The organism is Micromonospora citrea, assembly GCF_049629545.1.
GTDB classification, from domain to species: domain Bacteria; phylum Actinomycetota; class Actinomycetes; order Mycobacteriales; family Micromonosporaceae; genus Micromonospora; species Micromonospora citrea_A.
The window spans coordinates 293,621-313,351 of sequence record NZ_JBNADX010000002.1; the positions used below are offsets into that span (position 1 = coordinate 293,621).

Consider the following 19,731-nt stretch of genomic DNA (forward strand, 5'->3'; position numbering starts at 1 on the left):
ACTGACGGCAGGGCCGGCCCGTCCGAGGAACGGACGGGCCGGCCGGCGGTCAGATGTTGGGGTTCGGCTCCGGAGAGGCGATCTGGGCCAGGGTGATGTCGTCGACGACACCGGAGTAGACCCGGACGTCGTCGATCTCACCCGCGAGGTACTCGCCGTACACGTTGGTGTTGGTCTGCACCCGGCCCACCTGCAAGCCGCCGGCGGCGTTCCAGGCCGTCGGGCGCGGAGCCGTGCCGGTGGCGGAGAGCTGCCCGTTGACGTAGAGCCGGACCTCCTTCCGGAAGGAGTCGTAGACCATGGCGACCCACTGGCCCTGCGTCTCGGCGTTCGGCAACGTCGCGTTGTCGATCACCGCGACCACGGTCGGCGCGGTGCCGTCCGCCTGGGGCACGACCAGTTCCCACCGGCCTTGGTCCGTGGTGGAGCAGCGGATGAGGAAGCCGGTGCCGATAGCGCCGTTCTGCGACACCACGGCCATGTTCCGGCCACACCCCGCGCTGGCGAGCCGCACCCGCACGCTGATCGTGAAGCTGCGGTCGGTCCGCGCCATGGCGGTCGTGGTGTGCGCGGCGTCGTCCACCCCGTCGAGCAACAGGTTGCCGGCGCCGCCCAGCGGGAACTTCGCCTCCGGATCGTCGAGGTCGGGCGTGTACAGCGTCGCTCCGCCGGCGAGGACCAGGTCCTTGCCGGCGACGTCGTCGGCCGGGCTCTTGCCCTCGATCACCTCGTCGAGCGGCCAGAACGCCTGCCGGATCGCCCGGAGCTGGGAGATCGCGGTCGCCTCACGGGCCACCACCACGCGGTCGAAGACCATCACGTCGGCCAGGTCACCGACCCAGTGGTCCGTGTACCCACTCTTGGCCATCCCGCGACCCATCTGCACCGCACCGCGGGCCTTCCATGCCGAACGACGCGGCGAGGCCGTCTGGGCGTTGCCGTTGACATAGAGCTGCAGGGTCTGCTTCACCGGGTCGTGGACCGCCGTCAGGTGGGTCCACACCCCGATGGCGGCATCGGTGTTGCTGGTGGCCGTCCAACCGCCGAACGAGGTGATGTCGGTGGACGGAACGGTGACCGCCCACTTCTTCGTGGCGTGGTCGTATCCGACCGTGAAGCCCGGCTCGCCGCTGCCGTCCATGCTGACCGCCACCCGGTCCCGACTGGCGTCGGTCAGCCGTACCCAGGCGGTGATTCCGAACCCGCCGCTGGTGTCGACCAACGCGGCGCTGGCGGTGGAGAGATAGCTGTCGGCGGTGCCGGTGAAACGGACGGCGCGGTCCAGCTGGCACTCCTCACCGGTGTCCATGCAGCCCGGTCCCGGAACGCCCGGCTGCACACCGGGCCCCGGCGTCGCCGGGTGCTGTCCACGGGCGTCCGCCAGTGCGCTGGCGCCGGCCAGTTCGTCGAGCGCCCACTCGCCAGCTGCCAGCCGGGTCGGCACGCTGAAGACACAGGTGGCGATCGTGCTGGTCAGCCCGCCTTGGTCGACCGCCTGGACGGTGACGTAGTTCGGCCCGTCGTTTTCCGGCATCCAGGTCACCGACACCGGACCACCTGCCGTGGTGGGCGTCAGGACGTTCGACGGGGACGGGTTGGTGTTGAAGGCGTAGTAGTACTTCGCCGCATCGGTGGCCGACGTGTCGAAGGTGAACGTGCCGTAGGTGCCCACCGAGCCGCGCCATTCGTCGTCGTCGGCGCAGAGGGACGTGGTTTCTGTGCTGTCGTTCGGCAGGTACTCGGGCGAGTCGATGTCCGGCGCGGTCGGTTTGGTCGCGTCGTAGATGAACTCGCACGCGACGCTGCGCGTCCCGTCGGTTGAACCGTCGTTCGCCATCACGTCCCACTTGATGACGGTGTTCTGCGGGATGGACCCGCTGGGGATCGTGTACTGGAACCGGGAACCACTCGCCTTCGAGGGCGTGTTGTACGTCTTGATGACGTCGGTGGTGCCGCTCTTCCAGTAGTAGCGCAGCTTGCCGTAGACGTTCTCGGTGTGCGTGGACGAGTGGTCCGGGTCGCGCAGATAGAAGTAGAGGGTGGGCTCGTCGCTGACGTACGGCCGGCTGCTGCCGGTCACGCACTGTCCACCCGGGGACATGGTCATCTCGGTCTGCTTGGGCTGTAGCGGCGCCCGGTTGTAGCGCACCGACAGCAGCGCGTTGCCGCAGAACCGCTTGAACGCGGTGTGGTCGGTCTCGCTGACCGCCCGCATGCCGAAGGTGGTGGTGGACCAGCCCTTGGTCACGGACTCCTTCACCGCGGCGAGCGCGTTGAAGGTCACGTTCTGGTTGGTCGACGTGCAGGAGCTCTGCTCGGCGGTCGGCGACTTCGTCTCCTGGTGCACGCTCATGGCGGGCTGGTTGTTCCAGTTGGTGCCGGAGCCGATGGCGGCACCGGCCCGGTAGAGGGCAACCCCCTTGGCCGACCCGTCGTAGGTGTGCGTCATGGTGACCGCGAACTCGGCTTCGAGGATCGTCTTGCCCGCGTACGGGGTCGGCAGGGCGTAGAAGAGCCGCTTGACGCCGGTGCCGTTGCACTGCCCCGAGGAGACGGGGCACTCGCCGAGCCCCTGGGTTCCGGAGAACTTGTAGTACTCCTCGTTGGGGTAGCCACTGGCCACCATGGCCCAGGCCGAGTTGCGGGTGTCCTGCCAGACCGGGTCGACGTACACCGGCCAGCGGGTGGTCGGATCCGCGAGCATGGCCTGGTCCGGAACGAGAGTGATCTTGTCCGCGGCCAGCTTCACGCCCAGTTCGGCCCGCCGGGCCGAGGCCGGGGCCTCCTCGACCGCGTCCGCCGGAGCCGGGTCGGCGGACCGGGCGAGGCTCTTCGCCGCCGCCGTGGTCGCCGGCGCGCCGGACTCCCACATCACTGGCGTGGCCGATTCGAGAACGGCTCCGCCCGTGGCCGCGTCGACAGCGGTCAGCCCGCCGTCGGCCCGCTCCTCGACCTTGAGGCCGTCGCCGCGCAGACCGAAGTCGAGCTCGGCCAGTTCCGGATTGCGCGCAGCTTCCGCGTTCTTGATGACCAGGACGTGGGAGAAACCGCTGATCCCCACGTTGACGACCAGGTCGACGCCCGGCAGGACCTCCGGATAGGTGGCCTTGTCGCCGTCGAGGACCGGGGTGGGCAGCTTGCCCGGCCAGTCCAGGGTGAGCTTCCGGCCGGCGCGCTCGACCTGTACCAGCGGGGAATCGCCGCCGCCGGAGAGTTCGAGCGCGACGGTGGTCGCCACCGGACGGACGGCACCATCGCTGCCGCGGGTCAACGTGGCGTCGACGGGCATCCAGCGCCCGTTGCGGGCGATCCGCACGGGCTGGGTGTGCGCGACGGAGGTCAGGGTGCCGTCGGGGTTGGCGTAGGTCTCCGACGCCTCACCGCGCATGGCACCGATCTCGACGCGTCGGCCGAGCTCCTTGGCCGCGGCCACCGCCTCCGCCTCGGACTGGCGGACCGGCCCTTCGCTGGCGGCGGGCAGCATCGCCGGCCGTGGTGCCGCGGACGGCACCTCCGGCCCGGCCGTCGTCGCGTACGCGGCGAACAGCCCGGCCAGGCCGGCCGTCATCCCGACCCGCCGCAGCCAACTGCGGCTGCGTGTACGGCCTTCCACTTCCTGTTCCTCCCCCGTGCTCTTCTGCCAGATCGTCCGGCTCATCACCCGATCACCGCCCCGAAGGCGGTCTCGTCGGCCGGCATGCCGTTCAGCCCCGGCTTCCAGGTCGACGTCGGCGCCGCCGACCCGCCCGCGAGGCTCGCCCAGGTGAATCCGTAGACGGCGGGGTCGCCGTACGGGGTGCCCACGTAGAGCTGCTGCGACGTGGCCCCGAGTGAGGCGCCGACCAGTTCCTGCGCGATGGGCGAGCCGGGGATGCTCGACGCGCTACGCGCGATCGTCTCCGGGGTGCCGATCGGGTCGGCAAGGGCGGGGAACACCCGCACCCGACCGAAGTCGACGACGCTGCTGCCCGCGTCCTCACCGGGTGCGCCGATCGCGAGGAACATGGTGGCGTCGGTGCCCTCGCTGCCCGGGTCGGTGTTCACCACGACCACCTTCTCGCCGAGGTAGTCGCCGTCCTCCGAGGCGAAGGTGATGGCCGAGAGCTCGGTGAACGTGTTGGTGGACTTGACGTGGAAGCGCTGCACCATGCCGGCGTCGGGCGCCGGGGTGTTGGTCGCCGCGACGGTGATGTCCTCACCGGGCACACCGACGACCACCAGCGAGTCGGCCTGGCCGGCAGGCGCACCGACCGGCCGGTACGGAGCGATGGAGACCGACTTGCCGAAGGTGTCGTTCGCCTCGGAGTTGTTGGAGACGTTCGGCTCGTCCTGCGTCAGGCCGGCGGCGATGGTCGGCAGGTTGTTGGTGAGGGTGTGGCTGAAGACGTTGACCGCACCGGCGAAGAGCTCGCTCCCGATCGCCTCCCCGGGGGAGCCGACCGCCCAGTGGTGGGTCGAGGCGGCGACCGAGAAGCCGGTCCGGTCGTCCCTTTCGGGGGATCCGGGGATGCCGGCTCCCTGGCTCATCGCCACGTTGATGCTGCCTCGCAGGTAGTGCACGAGGCCGGTGTCCTCGCCGGTCCCGATGTCCTCGCCGGGAGCGCCGATGATCAGGTAGGACTGCCCTGCGGCGGTCCGGCTGCCGGCGACCGAGTAGCCGAACGAGTCCCCCGCCTCGGCGGCGTCCGGCACGTTGGTGACGTCCTGGTGGTACACCAGCGAGGCCGGTCCCTGCGCCAGGCCTGCGGGCGTGCCCAGCAGCACGTGGACCGCGCCCGCGTCAGCCATGCTCGAGACGTCCTGGTACGGGATGCCGACCGCGAGGTCGGTGCAGCCGTCGTTGTTGGCGTCATAGGCGGAGATCGAAGTGCCGAAGCCGTCGCCCGCGCCCGGGGCGCCGCCGACCTGCTCGGCTCCCTCGTGCAAAGTCTTCACGGTGCCCGTGCCGCCGTAGCTGACCCGGATGAGCCCCGCCTTCTCCTGGCCGTTCACCGTCGCCTCGGGGTCGGCGATGGCGACATCGGCGACGCCGTCGCCGTTGAAGTCACTGTCGGTACCGCCGGTGCAGCCGGTGACGGGCGGTGCGGTGACGTAGACGGTCATCTCACAGAAGGACGACCAGACGTCACTGCCGGCGACGCCGTCGGCCGCCTTCACCCGCCACTTGTAGCTGCCGCCCTCGGTGAACGCGCCCCCGGGGACGGTGGCGGTGGCGGTGGCGCCGGTCGCGACGCCGGTGAACGCGGTCGAGCCGAGAGCGGTGGCACCGTTCAGGGCCCACCACTCGAAGGTCACCGTCATGGCGGTGCCGTCACCGTCGGAGACGGTGGCCTTGAGCTGTGGGGTCAGGGTGTTGACCAGCGGCCGGGACGAGCCGGTGACGCAGCTGGTGGCGGGGACGGTGGACCGGGCGGTGACGGTCGGCCAGGAGTTGTAGGTCACCGACGCCTTCGGGTCCTCGGCGGCGTTGGCGCCCTCGCGGGACCGGAACTGCTTGAAGCCGGCGGTCACCGTCTCGTCGGTGGCCCGCACGCCCATGCCGGCCCGGGTCTTGTTGGCGGTGGCGGCCTTCTGGAAGAAGGTCTTGCCGTCGATGGTGGCCCACGCGTCGGCGCAGTTGGTGGAGCCGTGGGTGGCGGTCGACCTGGCGTCCGGGCCCACCGTGTCCCAGGCGGGCTGGTTGGTGAACGTCGTGGTGTAGGTCGACGGGTTGGTGGTCCAGATCTCCCAGGAGGTCGCGGTGCAGGTGTGCGACCAGAAGTTCCAGAACGAGACCGTGGCGGAGTTGATCTGTTTGCCGGCCAGGACCGTGGTGTCCCAGGTGAGGAACGACCGGGTGAGCGTGGCCGGGGTGGTGGCCAGCAGACCGATCTGGAGGTCGGCCTCCTGGTTCTTGTCGGTGGTCACCGTCTCCCGGACGTACGTGTCGAACGTCGTGCCCAGCGGGTTGACCGTCGGGTCGATGGTGACCGGGTACGCGGTGGCCGGGTCGCGCAGCCAGGCCCGGTCGGGGGCGAGGGTCAGCTCGACGGCGTCGCCGCGGGTGGCGAGTTCGGTGCGGACCGGCTTCTCGACGGCCGGGGCGCCGGTGATCTTGTTCGTCTTCGCGTCCCACATCAGGGGCGCGGGGATGTGCGCGGTCTGCTTGCCGGCCCGGTCGGTGATCGCGATCGAGCCGTCCTTCGCGCGCGTCGACCCGGCGACGCCGGGGCCGGTGAACGGGAAGGTGACCGTCTCGACCTGCGTGGCGGCCTCCCGGGTCTTGACGACCAGGAACTGCTCGAAGCCGGTCCGGGTGGCCTCGACGACGAGGTCCACGCCGGGGCGGGCGTCGACGTAGGTGGCGCGGTTGCCGTCGAGGACCGGTGCGGGCAGCGCGCCCGACCAGCCCATGGCCACCCGCTGCGCGCCGGCGCCGACGGCGGCCAGTTCGTGCGCGCCCTCGCCCTGCCGGCCGGAGATGCGCAGGTCGTTCGGGTGGGCCACCGGGGCGACGGAGCCGTCCGCCGCCGCCTCGAGGGTGAGATCGACCGGGACCCAGTCACCGCCGCGCCGGAAGCGCTGCATGCCGGTGGCGATGTCCGCCCGGAACTGCCCGTCGGGCAGCGCGTGCACCTCCGTCGTCTCCGACGTGAGGCTCTCGACCTTGACGGGCTTTCCGGTCTCCCGCGCCTTGCGCAGGGACACCGCCTCGTCGGAGTTGTTCTCGACGCCACCGGTGACGCCGTCCGGGCCCGCGGCCAGGTACGACACCGGTTCGCCCGATATGCCAAAAAGTGCGACCGCCGTCATCACGGCAACGCCTGCCGCAAGACATGAACGGACGGTGGCAGTCTGACGACGTGCCACTAATCCTCCCCCGTGAGTCTCCAGTTGTGTGTGCACCGGGACTGTAGGGAGCCGGGAGCGGAGGGCACAAGCGCGATTACGAACTGTGAGGACGTATGCCGCTAATCGGACTTATTGCCGACCTTGATCACTCGGCGGAGTCTTGGCTGTTCGGACGGCATGCGCCCGGGCGTGTCGGCTGACCTGGCAAAACGCGCCATGCATCGCCATGCGTCAATTGATTATCCGATGACGGAGAGTCGCGGGAAGCAATGGCGCGGCTTCGGGAAACGCGGAGCGCGCGCGTAATCGCGACTTCGGCAGGTCGAATACCGGACCCTTACGCCGGTCGCGCGCCCTCCGGCCCGCGCCACAACCGACGGAAGCGGATCGAACCAAGGGCCGCCACACCGGCAACCCGGATTCGGGCCACACCCGCACGCGGCTGCTCCGAGGTGCCATCGAAGCAGGTGAAGCCCTATATCATCCGCATCGAAAGGCATTCGAACGAATGTTCGAACATCGGCGAACGGTCAGTTCCGGCGGTTGTTCGGCAAATTCCGCCGAAGCGGCGGACATTCCACTGATGGACACCTGGTGGAACGGAAGCCGTGGTGGTAGTGGATCATCCGGGCTCAGCCACCGAGCGCGTCGATGTCGCGCATCTCCTCCGCGGTCAGCGAGAAGTTCCAGACATCGGCGTTCGCCCTGATCCGGTCCGGGGTCACCGACTTCGGGATGACCACGATTTCGTGGTCGATGTGCCACCGCAGGACCACCTGCGCCGGCGACACGTCGTGCGCGGCGGCGATCCGCACCAGCACCGGATCGGACAGGTCGGTGGACTTGAACGGGCTGTACCCCTCCAGCACGACCCCCCGGTCCCGGTGCTCGGCGTGCCGCTGCCGGTCGTACAGGGACGGGCTCCACCGGATCTGGTTGACCGCCGGATTCTCCTCGGTGGCCTGGATCAGCTCGTCCATCTGGGCGGTGCTGTAGTTGCTCACCCCGATCGCGCGGGTCAGGTTCTCGTCCCGGGCGGCGAGCAGCTCCCGCCACATCGGGATGCCGTCCGACGGCGAGGACGGCGGCCAGTGGATCAGCCACAGGTCGACGTACTCCAGGTCGAGGGCGCGCAGGCTGGCCTCGATGGTCTCCCGCTCCCGGCCCACCCGGTCCGGCGGCAGCTTGGTGGTGACGAAGACGTCCTCCCGGCGCAGTCCGCTCTCCTTGACCGCCCGGCCCACCTCCTCCTCGTTGCCGTACATGGTGGCCGTGTCGATGTGCCGGTAGCCGGCGTCGAGGGCGGCCAGCACGGCGTCGTACCCGGCCTGGCCGGTGGCCTGCCAGGTGCCGAAGCCGAGCAGCGGCATCCGGACGTCGCCGGGGAGCAGGACGGTGGGCAGGTCGTGGTCCATGCCGACGGTTCTACCCGGGTTCGCTCCCGACATGCCGGGCAACGGGCGAACGGGGGCGGACTGCCGGAGAATGCGGGGGTGGCCGACCGGTTGGAGGAGTACCGGCGCAAGCGGGACGCCGCGCGCACCCCGGAGCCGGTGCCGCGCCGCCCGCCGCGCCGGCCCAGGAGGGCGGGCGAGGCGCGCTTCGTCATCCAGCAGCACCACGCCCGCGCCCTGCACTGGGACCTGCGGCTGGAGCACGACGGTGTGCTCGCCTCCTGGGCGGTGCCGCGTGGCCTGCCCCGGGACACCGGGCGCAACCACCTCGCCGTGCACACCGAGGACCACCCGATGGAGTACCTCGACTTCCACGGCGAGATCCCGGCCGGCGAGTACGGCGGCGGCACGATGACCATCCACGACCGGGGCACCTACCGCTGCGAGAAGTGGCAGGACGACGAGGTCGTGGTGGTGCTCGACGGGGAACGGACCCGGGGCCGGTACGTCCTGTTCGCCACCGGGGGCCGGGACGGGCGGGACTGGATGGTCCGCCGCACCGACCCGCCCCCGCCCGGCTGGACCCCCATGCCGGAGCTGGTCCGGCCGATGCACGCCACGCCCGCCGCGCGGCTGCCCCGCGACGCCGACGCCTGGGGCTACGAGCTGCGCTGGGACGGGGTCCGGGCGATGGCGTACGTGTCCGGGGGGCGGCTGCGGCTGCTGTCGGAGACCGACGAGGACGTCACCGGGACGTACCCCTGGCTGCGCGGGATGGCCGAGGCGCTGGCGCCCACGGAGGCCGTGCTGGACGGGGTGCTGGTGCGGATCGACGGTGCGGGACGGGTCCGCCGGCCCAGCGGGCGCGACGGCCAGTTCCTGATCGTCGACCTGCTCTGGCTGGAGGGCGTGGGCAGCGCCGACGTGCCGTACGCGCAGCGCCGGGAGCTGCTCGACGGGCTGGCGCCGGCCGGGACGCACTGGCAGACTCCGCCGTGGTTCCCCGGCACCGGCGCCGAGGCCCTCGACACCGCGCGGACGCAGCGGCTGCCCGGGGTGGTGGCGAAGCGGCTCGACTCGGTCTACGAGCCGGGCCGGCGCAGCCGCCGCTGGTTGAGCATCGACACGGGCTGACGGCGAGGAGCATCGTGTACCTGACCCATCTGGAGTGCCCACGTTGCGGCCGGGAGCACGACGCCGGCGAGCCGGTCAACCTCTGCGGCTGCGGGTCGCCGCTGCTGGCCCGCTACGACCTGGCGGCGGTGGCGGCGGCGGTCACCCCGGAGCGGTTCGGGTTGCGCCCGGCCGACCTCTGGCGCTACCGGGAGGTGCTGCCGGTGGCCGACGAGCGGCACGTCACCACCCTGGGTGAGGGCTGGACGCCGCTGCTGCGCGCACCGGCGTACGGCCACGAGATCGGCATTTCGGACCTGCTCGTCAAGGACGAGGGGCTGACGCCGACCGGGTCGTTCAAGGCGCGCGGCGCGGCGGTGGGTGTCAGCCGCGCCCGGGAGCTGGGCGTGCGGCACGTCGCCATGCCGACGAACGGCAATGCGGGGGCGGCCTGGGCGACGTACGCGGCCCGGGCCGGGCTGGGCGCCACCATCGCGATGCCGCTGGACGCGCCGACCATCTGCCGGCGGGAGTGCCTGGCCGCCGGGGCGGACCTGCGCCTGGTGGACGGGCTGATCGGCGACGCCGGCCGGTGGGTGGCGAAGCTGGTCGCCGACTCCGGTGGCGCGGTCTTCGACGCCGGCACGCTGCGCGAGCCGTACCGGCTGGAGGGCAAGAAGACCATGGGGTACGAGATCGTCGAGCAGCTCGGCTGGCAGGTGCCCGACGTGATCATCTACCCGACCGGCGGCGGGGTGGGGCTGATCGGCATCCACAAGGCGATGCACGAGCTGCGCGAGCTGGGCTGGGTGGAGGACAAGCTGCCCCGGCTGGTGGCGGTGCAGTCCACCGGCTGCGCCCCGATCGTGCGCGCCTTCGCCGCCGGGGAGGAGCGGGCCACCCCGTGGGCGGACGCGCGCACCGTCGCCTTCGGGATCACCGTGCCGGCCCCGCTCGGTGACGAGCTGATCCTGGACGCGCTGCGGGAGAGCAGCGGCACCGCGCTCGCCGTCGACGACGCGGAGATCCTGGCCGACCTGCGGGACTTCGCCGCCCGGGAGGGGCTGCTGCTCTGCCCGGAGGGTGCGGCCTGCCTGACCGCCGCCCGGCATCTGCGGGCGGGCGGCTGGATCCGGGCCGGCGAGCGGGTGGTGGTGCTGAACACCGGCGCGGGGCTGAAGTACCCGGAGACGGTGGACGTCTCCGGCGTGCCGCTGGTCGGCCGCTGAGCGGACCGGTGCCCCGTGGACCGGGCGTCCACGGGGCACCGGAGCGGCGGGGTCAGCGCCAGGTGATGTCGGACGGCGAGTAGATGCAGTTGACGCCGTCGGCGCCCTCGCCGATCTCGGTCGGCTCGCTGCCCTTCGGCACGCCCTTGTACTTGACGCAGATCCGGGTGCCGCTGTCGGCGGTGATCCGGGTGAACCGGGCGGTGTCGCCCCAGTTGGTGTTGATGCCGGCGAGCACCTTCGTCTTGACGGCCGTGATGTTGTCCATCACCACGTGCCGCTGGTACGAGGTGGAGCAGTTGCCGCAGGCGCGGTAGAGCTTGCCCGAGCTCTCCACCCGGAAGTTCCTGATGTACACCGTGCCGCCGCCGTTGTGCTGGAACACCTTGTCGCTGGCGGCACGGGCGCCGCCGCCGTCGACGGTGTACGTGCTGCCGCCGCGGAAGGTGGCGGCGTCCTCGCCCACGTCCTCCCACCACACGTTGATCAGGGTGCAGTTGCCCTCGCAGTGCACGCCGTCACCGGCCGGGGCGCCGATGATCACGTTGCGCAGGGTCGCCCCGGCGGACAGCACGAACATCGGGTCCTGGCTCTCGCTCTGCCCGCCGTCACCGATTCCGTAGTAGCGCTTCATGCCGCCGTCGAAGGTGCCGGAGACGTTCGTGGTGGCGTCCACCTTGACGCTGGAGGTCGGCGTCGGCCACGAGGTCGACGGCGGCGGCGTGCCGGTGGGGGGTGGGGTGGTCGGCGTCGTGGTGGGCGTCGGCGTCGGCGACGAGGTGGGCGGCGTGGTCGGGGTGGAGCCGGAGGTGTCCACCGCCACGTCGTCGAAGCTGCCCCTGGCGTGCGCGGTGACCAGGCCGATCCGGCCGGCGCCGACGAGGCCGTTGCTGCCCGAGGCGATCTGGGTGCCGTTGACGAAGCCCCGGATGGTGCTGCCGGCGGCCTCGATCCGCAGCGTGTACCAGGTGCCGGCGGACGCGCCGACCGAGGCGGAGCCGATGGCGGTGATCTGGCTGCCGTTGACGGCCTGGAGTTCGGCCCGGCCGGAGCCGAGCAGGGCCAGCCGGTACATCTTGGTGCTGCTGCTGGATCGGGCGGCGAGCCCGACCAGGGCGCTGGACGAGCCGAAGCCGTCGGGCCGGACGCGGGCCTGCACCTGGTAGTCGGTCCAGCTGGTCTGGCCGGCGAACTGCCGGGCCAGCTCGCTGCTGGCGTTGGACTGGCTGAACACGCCGCCGCTGACGGCCCAGGTGCCGCCGGACTTGGACCAGCCGGAGTAGTTGCCGTCGTCGAAGTTGTCGGAGAAGACGGTGGCCGCGAAGGCCGAGGTGCCCATGCCGGCGGCGAGCAGGGCGGCGGTGGCGCCGGCGCCCACCGCGAGCAGTAGTGGACGTCGGGGTACGGCGGATCTGGTGCGCACGGATTCCTCCTGTGGAGCAGGTGGTGGGGTGACGGCGACCGTCCGCGTCGTACGGGGTGCGCGGGCGCGACGGCGGTCGGTGGCCGTTGCCGCGGTGCGTCCCGTCGGAGGCCCGGTCTCCGGAGCGGGAGGTGGGGCACGACCCCTGGGAAAGGGCTTTCCCGTACCACGAGGCTAGGGTCGGCCGTACATCACCGTCAATGCCTGGCGGTTGCAGGACTGTTGCAGGATCACGCGGGCGGGTCAGTCCGTGGTCGGCTCGGTCAGCCGCCAGGCCGCGTTGATCAGCCCGATGTGCGACAACGCCTGCGGCATGTTGCCCAGCTGCGTCCCGGTGCGCAGGTCCGCCTGCTCGGCGAAGAGGCCGACGTCGTTGGCGTGGCCGAGCACCTGCTGGAAGAGCCGGTCGGCCCGCTCCTGCTCGCCCGCCATCACCAGGCACTCCACCAGCCAGAACGAGCAGAGCACGAAGCCGGCCGGGTCGGTGCTCCAGCGGCGCACCAGGCCCCGGTCGCTGCCGAGCTCGCGCTCCACCGCCTCGATGGTGGAGCGCATCCGCGCGTCGGTGGCCGGCAGGAAGCCCAGCATCGGCAGCAGCAGCGCCGACGCGTCCAGCTCCGCCGACCCGAACGCCCCGGTGTACGCGCCGATCCGGTCGTTGAAGCCCTCCCGCAGCACCGCCTCGCGGATCTCGTCGCGGATCGCCGCCCAGCGCGGCACGTCGGCCCGCTCGCCGAGCCGGGGCGCCAGCTCCACGGCCCGGGCGAGCGCCGTCCAGCAGAGCACCTTCGACGACAGGTAGTGCCGCTCGGTGTCCCGGGTCTCCCACATGCCCCGGTCCGGCAGCCGCCAGGTCGACGCGACCTGCTCGGCCAGCCCGACCACCATCTCCCGCAACTCCTCGTCGAAGGTCTCGCCGAGATAGTCGTGCAGCCGCCAGACCGCCGAGATCACCTCGCCGGGCACGTCGAGCTGTCGCTGCCGCCAGGCGTCGTTGCCGACGCGCACCGGCCGGCTGCCCGCGTACCCGCGCAGGTGGTCCAGCTCGTGCTCGGAGATGTCCCGCTCCCCCTCCAGCCCGAACATGACCGGCACCGGGGCGGCCCCGATCCGACCGATCGAGCGGGCCGCCCAGGCGAAGAGGCGGTCGGCCTCCGACGGGCAGGCCGCCACCCACAGGGCGCGCAGCGTCATCGCGAAGTCGCGCAGCCAGGAGTAGCGGTAGTCGTAGTTCCGGTCGCCGCCGCGCCGCTCCGGCAGCGAGGTGGTCAGCGCGGCGGCGACCGCGCCGCTGCGGGCGTACGTCAGGCCGGTGAGGACCGTCGCGCCGTGGCGCACCTGCGGGGCGTACCGACCGTCGTAGCCGTGTGTCTCCCGGTACGCCTCCCACGCCTGCACCGTCTCGGCGAGCGCGACCACCGGGTCGAGCCGTACCGGTGGCGTGCCGTACGCCCGGCAGAAGGCGAGGTCGAAGCCGACGGTGTCGCCCGGGCCCACCTCGAACTCGTGGCGCACCCGGTCGGCGTCGGCGCGCAGGGTCAGCCCGGTGCCGCGCAGGGTCAGCGCCATCGGGCCGCCCGCGGCCAGCACCGAGCCGTCCGGCTGCTCGTGCAGGTACGGGGTGAGCAGCCCGTACTCCGGGCGGGGCGCGAACTCCAGGCCCAACCGGACCCGGCCGCTGAGCCCCTCCACCACCCGCAGCAGCACTGCCGGGGAGTTCATGCCGAGTTCGTGACCGCGCGCGCCCAGTTCGGCGGCGAGCGCGTCGGTGACCGCCACGCTGCCCTCGGCGGTGTGGTGCACGGTCCGCAGCACCAGCGTGTCCGGCCGGTACGCCCGCTCGACCCGGGACGGCCCCAGCGGTCCCAGCCACCAGTGCCCGGCGTCCGGGTCGAGCAGCCGCCCGAAGACCGACGGCGAGTCGAACCGGTCGGGACACCACCAGTCGACCGAGCCGTTCCGGCCGACCAGCGCCCCGGAGCGGCAGTCGGAGAGGAACCCGTAGTCGGAGATCGGCGGCTGGTCCACCCGCGCCGGGTACCCGGGCAGCGGAGGATCAGGCCCGGGCGGGGACGGCTCGCGCGTTCCCGGGCCGGCCCGCGCCGAGCCGGCCCGCGTCCGAATCAGGATGTCGGCGGCTCGTCCTCACCGGCGGCCTCGGCCGCGTCGGCCTCCTCCTTGGTCCGGTGCACCACCTGGTCGGCGTGCTCCGGGGGGCCGTACACGGTGTAGAGGACCAGCGGGTTCGGGCCGGTGTTGACGAAGTTGTGCTTCGTCCCGGCCGGTACGACCACCAGGTCGCCCTGGGCGACCTCCTTCGTCTCCCCCGCGACCCGGGCCTCGCCGGTGCCGCTGACGAAGGTCAGGATCTGGTCGATCCCCTCGTGGACCTCCTCACCGATCTCCCCACCCGGCGGGATGGTCATGATCACCAACTGGGTCTTCCCGCCGGTCCAGAGCACCCGGCGGAAGTCCGGACTCTTCTGGGCGACGGTCGCGATCGTGAAATGCTCCATGCCGCGCTCATACCCGGCGCAGGCCCCGGTCACGCCGGGACTGGCAGATGGTGGAATTCCCCACGCCGGTCAGGTTTGACCCCCGACCGAACGGGCATCGACCACCCCAGACCGGCGCGCAACCGCGTCGGATGGGCCAGGTCCCCGCCGGCGTACCGCCGGATGGGCTGCGGTGGTGGGAGACGGCCGGAGCGCGGCGACGCGACGACCCACAGGTCGGGCGGCGCCGTGCGCTCGTTGCGGCCGGTTCAGGCCAGCACCGCGAGGTGGAACGCGCGGTCCGCGGCGCTCCCGTCCCCGGCGAACGTCTTCAGGAACACCGCGTTCGGGATGCCGGTACGCCCGGCGACGGTGATCGCGCCGAAGGGCGCGACGCCGGCGGCGCCCGCCAGCCCCAGGGTCCCCACGTAGGCGGCGACGGACACGTCCTGATCGAAGATCACCTGGTACATCCCCGTGGCGAGCCGGGCGGACGAGGTGGCGCCGAGCCCTCGGACCAGGGCGCCGTCGGCGTTCACCACGGCGTAGAGCGCCCGGGCGGACCAGGGCAGGCCGACCGGCCGATCCACGGCCAGCTGGGCGTCGGCGCGGGTGACGTCGTCCTGGCAGGGCACGGGCTGAGTGGCCTGTCTCCGCCGGGATCTGGTGCTGGACATGACACTCCTCCACCGGCGTTGGGCCGGCAGCGACAGAGGGAGCCGATCAGCGATGACCGACGCGGCTTGCTTCCGAAACTATGCCGGCCAGGGCTCCGGCGACCACTTGAAAACTGTCAGGTGCCCGACATGCACCCCGCTTGAGCTGGGATAACAGCACCCCGGGCGGCGACGGCCCGATATCTGACCCACCAGCCGACGGGGCCTCTGACGGCCTCGACGCGCTACGGACCTGGTGGCGTGGGTGGATCACTGCTCCGGCAGGCGCGATCCACCCGCGCGATCAGGTCCGTAGCGCTCGCGGAACGACGCCCGCCGTCCGTCACCTGCCGATGTCCTGCCCGGTGGACGACTCGCCGGAGGTACGGACCGCCGCCGACGCAGGGCGTGCCGGCGGCGGTGACCAGCCGGACCATCCGGTATGGAGGCTCCGGTCGCGGCGGCAGCCGCAGCACCGGTGGGCACGCCGCCCGGTTGCGCATTTCCGCACCCCCGATCCGCCTGAAACCATGTGATGAGGACGAATGTCCCGGTAGATTGAAGTATGGTGCCCGCCCACGGGGGTCGGGTGGCGGAACCGGTCTACCGCCCCATCCTCGCCAGCCGACGGGGTGAGCTGGAGGCGCTGGTTCATCTGGACAGCGCCACGGCTCCGCTGCTCGCCCCGGTCCTCATTGTCTCCACCGTCGACGGTTACCTCGTCGAGCTGCTCGGCCGGTTGCCGGCCGGGCTCGTCCCCGCGGTCGACGTCTCCGCGCTGCCCGACACCCCGGAGACGGAACTGGTCCGCTGGGGCGTGCCGGTGGTGCCGGTGGTCGGGCTCGCGGAGAGCGACCGGCGGCTGGTGGCGCACGGGGTGACGGCGCAGGCGTACACCCGGCGCGCGGTGGTCCGGCTGCGGGCCGGTCGGGACCGGGCCGGGCCCGACGCCACCACCGCGGTGGAGCGGATCTGGCGGTACGCCCGGCTGGTGCCGGAGCAGTGCGACCTGCTCGTCGACGCCGGGGACGTCTGCTGTCCGGCCGACCTGCGGGTGACCGAGCCCCGGGTGCGGCGGCTGGTGGAGTGGTCCCGCCGGCACGCCTGGCGGTCGATGACGGTGGCGGCCGGCGGCATGCCGCCCACGGTGCACCGGCTCCCCACCGACGAGCCGGTACGCCTCGACCGCTGGGACTGGCTGCTCTGGGAGCGGCTGGCCGACCTCGGGGTCTCCTACGGCGACTACGGTGTCGCCCCGGCGGCGCCCGGTGGCGAGGTGCCCGGCGACCGGGTCCCCACCGTCCGGTACACGACGGAGGGGGCGTGGTGGGTCTACCGGTGGTCCCGCCGGGGCGGCCGGGGGGACGAACGCTTCGCCGACCTGTGTCGCACGCTGGTGACCGCCCCGCACTGGCCGGCGACGGGCGCCGGCTTCTCCTGGGGCGACCACGAGCTGCTGCGCCGGGCCCGGCGGGTGGCGGGGGCGGGCTCGCCGGCGAACTGGACGGCGTGGAGCACCTCGCACCACCTGGCGTACGTGCTCGCCGCGCTGACCCGCCCGGCCGGCCGGTGGGGCGGCGACGAGGAGCGTGGGCGGCCCGGCCGGCCGTACCGGGGTGGCGAGACCCGCCGGGCCGGGTGAGTCACTCCTTCTCGGTGAAGCCGAACTGCACGACGCCCTCGTCGTCGACGCTGGCGTCGACGGAGGTGTCGTTGAGCAGCTCGGCGGCGTCGGAGTCGAGGAAGATCCGGGCGCCCTGGTTGTCGACCACCTGGTCGCCCTGTGCCGGCTGGGACACCAGCTCGACGGTGAGCGAGCCGGCCTCGGTGTCGGCCGCGATGCGCAGCCCGCCGTCCTGCAACACGTCCTGCTGGGCGGCGAGGTCGCGGATCACGAGCACGGCGTTGTCGGTCATGGTGAGCATGACGGAACTCCCTCGGAAGGTCGGGGATCGGGCACCGCGCCACGGCAGACGGGCGCGCATCCGACGGCGGAGAACGGCCGTCGCCCGGCGAATCGGGGCACACTCCACGGTCCCCCTACGACCACCGTGCCCGCTGCGCGGCCGTCCGTCAAATAGAGCGCGATCGGTGGGAGCGGGACCGGTGATCCCGGGTTTCCGCTCCTCAGCGCCCTGATCGTCCATACGCTGGCGCCATGGACGACGTGAGGCGGTACGTCGCTGAGTTCCTCGGCACGCTGCTGTTGGTCTTCTTCGGCGTGGGCAGCGCCGTCGCCGCCCGGGTGGAGGGGGGCGTCGTGGTGGTGGCGCTCGCCTTCGGGTTCGTGATGCTGGCGCTGGTCTACACGATCGGTCCGCTCTCCGGCAGCCACGTCAACCCGGCGGTGACGCTCGGCGTGCTGCTTTCCGGCAAGATCTCCCTGCTCGGGGCGGTCGCGTACTGGATCGCGCAGTTCATCGGCGCCACCGTGGCGAGCTTCGTGATCTGGGCGCTGGTGCGCTGGGGCGACGTGGTCGACCAGACGGGCGCGTTGGGCAGCAACGGGTACGGCAAGCACATCAACGCCGGTGGCGCGGCGGTGCTGGAGACGGTGCTGACGTTCCTCTTCGTCCTGGTGGTGCTGGTGGTGACGAGCCGGGCCGAGAACGCCGGTATCGCCGGGCTGGCGATCGGTCTGGCGCTGGCCGCGGCGCACCTGGTCGGCGTCACGCTGGACGGCACCTCGGTCAACCCGGCCCGGTCCTTCGGTCCGGCCCTCTTCGAGGGTGGCGAGGCACTGCGTCAACTCTGGCTCTTCGTCGTCTTCCCGCTGCTGGGCGGGGCTCTGGCCGCGCTGGTCGCCCCACTGGTCACCAAACGCAACCCGCGCTACCGGGGCGAGCCGGAGGAACCGACCGGCCCCGGGCCGCGCCGACCGGAGGCCGGGCCGCGCGCCGCCTGAGCGGCGCCACCGACGGGCAACCCCTATTTGAAGAAAACCTTCGCATTGGAGGCTTGTCCGGCGGAAATCTCCATGACAGCGTCAGCGCATGCATCGTCGTCTCTTCCTCCGGAGCCTGGCGCTCGCGACGCTCGCCGCCACCGTGGCCGCCGCCGGCGCGCTCCCCGCCACCGCCGAGTCACCCACCCCCGCGGCGACCCGACTGCACGCCACCATCGACGCGATCCTCGCCGACGCCCGGCTGACCGACGCGCAGGCCGCAGTGGTCGTGGTGGACACCGCCACCGGCCGGACCCTGTACGACCGCAACGGCGACCGCCGGCTGGTGCCCGCCTCCAACACCAAGCTGCTCACCTCCACCGCCGCGATGGAGTTGCTCGGCCCGGGGCACCGCTTCACCACCGACGTACGCGCCGCCGGGCAGCGCCGTGCCGGCCTGCTCTCCGGCGATCTGTACCTGCGCGGCGGCGGCGACCCCACGATGCTCGCCGCGGACTACGACGCGCTCGCCGCCCAGGTGGCGGCGGACGGCGTACGGGTGGTGACGGGCAACCTGGTCGCCGACGACACCCGCTACGACCGCACCCGACTCGGCCCGGACTGGGCCTGGGACGACCAGCCGTACTACTACGCCGCGCAGGTCTCCGCGCTGACCGTCGCGCCGGACACCGACTACGACGCCGGCACCGTGATCGTGCACGCCGCCCCGGCCGACACCCCCGGCGCTCCCCCGGTGGTCACCATGACCCCGCCCAACGGCTGGCTGCGGATCGACAACCGGGCCGAGACGGTCGCCGACGGGGACACCACGATCTCCTTCGAGCGGGAGCACGGCACCAACACCGTGGTGGTCACCGGCCGGATCGCCCTCGGTGACGAGCCGGAGAGCGACTGGACGACCGTCTGGGAGCCCACCGGGTACGCCGCCGACGTGTTCCGCGCGGCGCTGCGCCGGCACGGCGTACGGGTGATCGGGCGCACCGTGCTCGGCCGGCCCACCCCGCAGGACGCGACCGCCGTCGCCCGGCACGACTCGATGACCCTCGCCGAGCTGCTGGTGCCGTTCCTCAAGCTCTCCAACAACGGGCACGCCGAGGTGCTGACCAAGGAGGTCGGCCGGGTCATCTCCGGCACCGGCACCTGGTCGGCCGGGCTCACCGCGATCAGCGAGTACGTCGCCGACACCGGCATGGACACCGGCACGCTGCGCCAGCGCGACGGCTCCGGGCTCTCCCGGCGCAACATGATCCCGCCGGCCGAGTTCGTCGCGCTGCTCACCGCCGTCCGGCAGGAGCCGTGGTTCGACACCTGGTACGCCAGCCTGCCGGTCGCCGGCAACGCCGAGCGCTTCGTCGGCGGCACGCTGCGCAGCCGGATGCGCGGCACCCCGGCCGCCGGCAACGTGCACGCCAAGACCGGCAGCCTCACCGGGGTGTCCAGCCTCTCCGGTTACGTCACCGACGCCGACGGCCGGCTGCTCGCCTTCTCCGTGGTGCTCAACAACTACCTCGCCCCGTCGGTGAAGGGGCTGGAGGACCAGATCGCCATCGCGCTGGCGTCGTACACCGAGAAGAGCGTGACCACCGCGCGGGTGGCGCCGCCGACGGCGCCGCAGACGCCCCGGGTCCCGGAGGGCCGGGAGTGCTCCTGGGTGAAGCCGATCGTGTGCTGAGCGGTACCGGGGC

General features: G+C 72.3%; 13 protein-coding genes. 5 read left to right on the plus strand and 8 right to left on the minus strand.

Features of this window, described 5'->3' with window-relative positions; genetic code table 11:
- Nucleotides 1–49: 49 nt before the first annotated feature.
- The 3 genes from ACPFP2_RS03915 to ACPFP2_RS03925 form a co-directional block, all read right to left on the minus strand.
- The gene (locus tag ACPFP2_RS03915; RefSeq protein ID WP_424086145.1) at nt 50–3,613 is read right to left on the minus strand and encodes a LamG-like jellyroll fold domain-containing protein; all 3,564 of its coding nucleotides are present in this window, start codon (nt 3,611–3,613) and stop codon (nt 50–52) included.
- Between the two features lie 44 nt (nt 3,614–3,657).
- On the minus strand, nt 3,658–6,753 hold the full coding sequence (locus ACPFP2_RS03920) for a hypothetical protein (protein WP_424086147.1): 3,096 nt from the start codon (nt 6,751–6,753) through the stop codon (nt 3,658–3,660).
- A gap of 710 nt (nt 6,754–7,463) precedes the next feature.
- Complete coding sequence (locus ACPFP2_RS03925; protein ID WP_424086148.1) at nt 7,464–8,246, minus strand: aldo/keto reductase; 783 nt, start codon at nt 8,244–8,246, stop codon at nt 7,464–7,466.
- Between the two features lie 78 nt (nt 8,247–8,324).
- Between ACPFP2_RS03925 and ACPFP2_RS03930 the strand changes: the two genes are divergently transcribed.
- Together ACPFP2_RS03930 and ACPFP2_RS03935 are read left to right on the plus strand one after the other, a co-directional pair.
- Complete coding sequence (locus ACPFP2_RS03930; protein WP_424086150.1) at nt 8,325–9,359, plus strand: DNA polymerase ligase N-terminal domain-containing protein; 1,035 nt, start codon at nt 8,325–8,327, stop codon at nt 9,357–9,359.
- Between the two features lie 14 nt (nt 9,360–9,373).
- The gene (locus ACPFP2_RS03935) at nt 9,374–10,567 is read left to right on the plus strand and encodes a threonine synthase (protein ID WP_424086151.1); all 1,194 of its coding nucleotides are present in this window, start codon (nt 9,374–9,376) and stop codon (nt 10,565–10,567) included.
- Nucleotides 10,568–10,619: 52 nt separating this feature from the next.
- Here the strand turns inward: ACPFP2_RS03935 and ACPFP2_RS03940 are convergent, their stop codons facing one another.
- The 4 genes from ACPFP2_RS03940 to ACPFP2_RS03955 all read right to left on the minus strand — a co-directional run bounded on the left by ACPFP2_RS03940 (nt 10,620) and on the right by ACPFP2_RS03955 (nt 15,162).
- Nucleotides 10,620–11,990 (minus strand): pectate lyase, encoded by a 1,371-nt coding sequence (locus ACPFP2_RS03940; RefSeq protein WP_424086153.1) that lies wholly within the window; start codon nt 11,988–11,990, stop codon nt 10,620–10,622.
- A gap of 243 nt (nt 11,991–12,233) precedes the next feature.
- Nucleotides 12,234–14,018, minus strand: coding sequence for a glycoside hydrolase family 15 protein (locus ACPFP2_RS03945; RefSeq protein WP_424086155.1), 1,785 nt, complete (start codon nt 14,016–14,018; stop codon nt 12,234–12,236).
- 95 nt (nt 14,019–14,113) lie between these two features.
- Nucleotides 14,114–14,506, minus strand: a complete 393-nt coding sequence (locus ACPFP2_RS03950; RefSeq protein ID WP_424086156.1) for a cupin domain-containing protein — start codon at nt 14,504–14,506, stop codon at nt 14,114–14,116.
- A 248-nt stretch (nt 14,507–14,754) separates the two neighbouring features.
- The gene (locus ACPFP2_RS03955; protein WP_424086158.1) at nt 14,755–15,162 is read right to left on the minus strand and encodes a hypothetical protein; all 408 of its coding nucleotides are present in this window, start codon (nt 15,160–15,162) and stop codon (nt 14,755–14,757) included.
- A gap of 568 nt (nt 15,163–15,730) precedes the next feature.
- On the opposite strand from ACPFP2_RS03955, the gene ACPFP2_RS03960 reads away from it, so the two are divergent.
- Nucleotides 15,731–16,783 (plus strand): beta family protein, encoded by a 1,053-nt coding sequence (locus ACPFP2_RS03960; RefSeq protein WP_424086159.1) that lies wholly within the window; start codon nt 15,731–15,733, stop codon nt 16,781–16,783.
- A gap of 1 nt (nt 16,784) precedes the next feature.
- Here ACPFP2_RS03960 and ACPFP2_RS03965 read toward each other — a convergent pair whose 3' ends face one another.
- Entirely contained in the window at nt 16,785–17,066 is a 282-nt protein-coding gene (locus tag ACPFP2_RS03965) for a HesB/IscA family protein (RefSeq protein ID WP_424086161.1), read from the minus strand.
- A gap of 233 nt (nt 17,067–17,299) precedes the next feature.
- Here ACPFP2_RS03965 and ACPFP2_RS03970 point away from each other — a divergent pair, with 233 nt between their 5' ends.
- On the plus strand, nt 17,300–18,046 hold the full coding sequence (locus tag ACPFP2_RS03970; protein ID WP_424086163.1) for an MIP/aquaporin family protein: 747 nt from the start codon (nt 17,300–17,302) through the stop codon (nt 18,044–18,046).
- Nucleotides 18,047–18,134: 88 nt separating this feature from the next.
- The gene (gene dacB / locus ACPFP2_RS03975) at nt 18,135–19,718 is read left to right on the plus strand and encodes a D-alanyl-D-alanine carboxypeptidase/D-alanyl-D-alanine endopeptidase (protein ID WP_424086165.1); all 1,584 of its coding nucleotides are present in this window, start codon (nt 18,135–18,137) and stop codon (nt 19,716–19,718) included.
- The last annotated feature ends 13 nt before the right edge of the window (nt 19,719–19,731 follow it).

What these genes read in the sequence shown, in the direction of transcription:
- ACPFP2_RS03955 (WP_424086158.1), bottom strand. Translation starts at nt 15,162, where the DNA reads ATGTCCAGCACCAGATCCCGGCGGAGACAGGCCACTCAGCCCGTGCCC.
- ACPFP2_RS03925 (WP_424086148.1), bottom strand. Translation starts at nt 8,246, where the DNA reads ATGGACCACGACCTGCCCACCGTCCTGCTCCCCGGCGACGTCCGGATG.
- dacB (WP_424086165.1), top strand. Translation starts at nt 18,135, where the DNA reads ATGCATCGTCGTCTCTTCCTCCGGAGCCTGGCGCTCGCGACGCTCGCC.
- ACPFP2_RS03965 (WP_424086161.1), bottom strand. Translation starts at nt 17,066, where the DNA reads ATGCTCACCATGACCGACAACGCCGTGCTCGTGATCCGCGACCTCGCC.
- ACPFP2_RS03950 (WP_424086156.1), bottom strand. Translation starts at nt 14,506, where the DNA reads ATGGAGCATTTCACGATCGCGACCGTCGCCCAGAAGAGTCCGGACTTC.
- ACPFP2_RS03970 (WP_424086163.1), top strand. Translation starts at nt 17,300, where the DNA reads ATGGACGACGTGAGGCGGTACGTCGCTGAGTTCCTCGGCACGCTGCTG.